Origin of the sequence: Pseudoalteromonas sp. S4492 (assembly GCF_005886115.1) — a bacterium.
GTDB classification, from domain to species: Bacteria; Pseudomonadota; Gammaproteobacteria; order Enterobacterales; family Alteromonadaceae; genus Pseudoalteromonas; species Pseudoalteromonas gelatinilytica.
In genome coordinates this window covers 1-3273 of the sequence record NZ_PNCP01000123.1, presented here as the reverse complement: position 1 = coordinate 3273, position 3273 = coordinate 1, and the positions used below count along the sequence as shown (strand labels likewise).

The window sequence follows — 3273 nt, the reverse complement described above, 5'->3', positions numbered from 1 at the left end:
AGGCCAAGACGGTAAAATCAAACATGTGTTTGATAAGTTCAAAACCAAAGACCATCATCAGGTGGTGTTGGACTATTTAGCGCAGAATTGATAGTTACGAGTTACGAGTTACGAGTTACGAGTTACGAGTTACGAGTTACGAGTTACGAGTTACGAGTTACGAGAACATAGTAAAAAAGCGTTGCCATGGTGCAACGCTTTTTTGTTTTTAAAGGCTACTGACTCAATTGACAAACTTTTATAAATAGCAGATAAAATAGGAACACGCGCTGCGTTTTAAACGACACGATTAAATAACTTCCTAAAAATAATAAAAACAAGGATGTAAAATGATTATTGAAATTTTAATCTCTCCTTGCTGTCAAAAAGTTATTGTTAGAATAGATAGTTTAATTTCAGAGTAAAAAAGTTGCCTTTTTAAGTTGCAATATTGCTAAATTTCATTGAAGGGCTCTTCAAAAATAAAAGCTCCTCCTTCTAAAATTTCTAAATCAAAATACATTTCTGCTTTAACTTGCACCATAGGCTCATTTAAGTCATTTAATGATATAAATAATGGAGAATGCCTTTGTGAGCAAAGATTTTTTGTTATTTTAAGTTTAACTTTCGAACAATCTACTAACAGATGACTATCAGCACTAATTGCTAAGATATTTTTATGTTTTTCATTTTCCCAGAACATTGTTCTGCTCCGTTTAAACCCAAGCAGTTTTAAGTTCTCTTGCGTTGAAAAATATAGAGCGGGAGTTTCTTCGGGTAGTATAATTTTTTCCTGTTGTTGATTTTTAACAAAAGATAAGCATGTTCTGTACAGCATTGTAATAAATCTAGTGTGATTAAGCTGACTCATGTTTGGTGAGTAGGCATTAAAGCTACATCCTGTTATCAAGTTTTCTCTCTTAACTGAGTATTTTGAAAGCAAAAGCTTGTTCTTGGCTACCTCATGGCTATATTCAATATCAATTACATTACCCAAGCTAATAGTGTTTTCCCAACCTTTTTCAATAGACTCTTGAAGTTCGTGCCATTTCTCTCCACTAATCTTAGAGTGAGTTATGAATCTCAATTTCCGCTTTTCTAAGTTTTGTATAGATTTTCTAAGGTTGTTACAAACATTGGTAACGTGAGGGTTCCAGCACCTGAGGCTTCTAATGTACCTCTCTTGTTTCAAGAGAGATTCCAAAATATCAAGCTGCGTTGAAAGCTCGCTAAACTGACCTGACGTATAAATTAATTTAGGTTCTTCACCTTGCTCAGCAAAAAAGCATAATTGAAACAGGAACGCTCTGTAAGCGTAAGTTTTTATTGCATGCCTTTCTTTGAATCTCCAATAGTGTTCGATTTGCTGATAATCAACAAAGATAAGATTTGTTAATTCATTTGAACTATGCGCTAAAAGCGTTTCTCCGCAGTAATTTGCATCAGCTTCTTTTGGTTGCTTCCAATACAAGCATTCATAGAACTCAACCCACCTTTGATAATATGCAAGCCTAGCAGTGACATCCCACCCCATTCTTTTAACAAGCTTAAAGTGTATACGTTCAAAGATTTCGTCAATTTTTATTATTGATAGAATAGTTCTTAGCTGTAGTTCATTAAGAGGCTTCGATGTTGAACTATTCTTATATTTTTCAAAAGCCTCACCGTTAGATAATGAACTTATTTTATTTATTATTTCATCAACACTATCTATGCTGAAGTTTATTTTGTTAAAGTCTATCCAAAAGTTGCTTACCCATTTTATTTCTTCATCTAGCATGTGGGAGTAGTAGGATTGCTGCTCTTGCCCAAAACTCACAGCATCTGAAATATTTTTTATAAAAGTAATGACCTTATGCGGATGAGATTTAGCTATTATGTCAAAAATATCTATGGCTAATTTATGAAATTCCTGTAACCCATCAGTTGAAGTTTTTAAATCAAGTTTATCTGATGCATAAAATAGGTAATGAAACCATTCACATTCAAGAATTAAGTCAATACCGTTTGTTGTCTGATAACCTTGCCAGCGAGCTAACTGATAAAGATCTAATACCCAACATATTTTTGAACTTGTTTCATCGCGGAATGATTCTGATGTAATTAATTGGCGCTCTGGATTATATACAATCCAAGACATAACATCTGCTATTAGGCGTTGAGTATGAAAAGACATGGCGATGTCTTCGTTTTTTCTAGCGTGCCGAACAAGTCTTAATAGCGTATTCCAATAATTTTTTATAACAGCTAAGTCATTAGCTGAGAGCTTGACCGCTTTTATTTGCCTACTACTATCAAACCTAAGACTGATAGTTGCATGAAATTGAGATAGGACTTCTTTAAAATCAAGATCCCAGCTACGTTGTTCTATATTATAAATTAATAATTCTAAACCTGCGTTTATGCTATCAATCTCTGCTAAATTACTTTTTTTTGTTAGTAACGGCTCTAAAAATTTTGTCAGCCAGCTAGTTGAAGACCTCCTATCTATTTGCAAATAATTCTGGATCTGAGTGCTTGACTTAATAGTAATATTATTAAAAAGCCGCCAATAAAAGTAGAAAGTAAACCACATTAATACAATAAATATGATTGGGAGTGATAGCTGTATACATATTATGAACGTATTGTTGAGGTATAAAAAAGAATGTTTATCTGACACAAAGCCTAAGAAAGGTAAGCTTAAGGCTATGTATATAAAAGACAAGACCAATATGGACTTAGGGTTTACCCATTTTCCTCTCGTCAATCGAGTTGATAATAATGCATTGTCGTGTTTATCAGAGTATTGGGCTGAAAACTGAATTGAAAGTGGAATGCCAATAGCTACGAAACCAGCAATAATTGCGTAAGTGTGACCAATAATGGAATGAAATTCCGAAATGAACTTTGTTAGATAGTACAAGTTTTAGTCTTATGTATAATTCCTTTTATCTTCATAGGTTATCAAATCCAAAAAAAATAATCACTCTGCTCTTAGAAATTATAAAGTAGCTTTTCTATTCTTCACTTGGGTTAGGAGTACAGCTTACTTTCTAGGATGGCTTTCATAGCTATGTTACATAGATGGCAATATTGGTGGTGTTACTTTATATGCAAAATGTTAATTGCACACCCAAGAAAATAGCTGCAGACTATGACTCTCAATTAAATGTGCACTTAAATTGGAGTATAAATCAGCATCGTATTGGCTTCCTTGTAGGCCAAGACGGCAACATCAAACATGTGTTTGAGAAGTTCAAAACCAAAGACCATCATCAAGTGGTGTTGGATTATTTAGCGCAGAATTGATAG

The 3273-nt window shown here is 33.6% G+C and carries 1 protein-coding gene and 2 pseudogenes; 2 read left to right on the top strand and 1 reads right to left on the bottom strand.

What is annotated here, in order from left to right; translation table 11 throughout:
- Positions 1–91 (top strand): annotated as a pseudogene (locus CWC28_RS21125) (thioredoxin-dependent thiol peroxidase); the annotation flags it as partial.
- Between the two features lie 342 nt (positions 92–433).
- Here CWC28_RS21125 and CWC28_RS21120 read toward each other — a convergent pair.
- The gene (locus CWC28_RS21120) at positions 434–2641 is read right to left on the bottom strand and encodes a hypothetical protein (protein WP_138625736.1); all 2208 of its coding nucleotides are present in this window, start codon (positions 2639–2641) and stop codon (positions 434–436) included.
- A 518-nt stretch (positions 2642–3159) separates the two neighbouring features.
- On the opposite strand from CWC28_RS21120, the pseudogene CWC28_RS21115 reads away from it, so the two are divergent.
- Positions 3160–3270: pseudogene (locus CWC28_RS21115) on the top strand (thioredoxin-dependent thiol peroxidase); the annotation flags it as partial.
- Between the last annotated feature and the right edge of the window lie 3 nt (positions 3271–3273).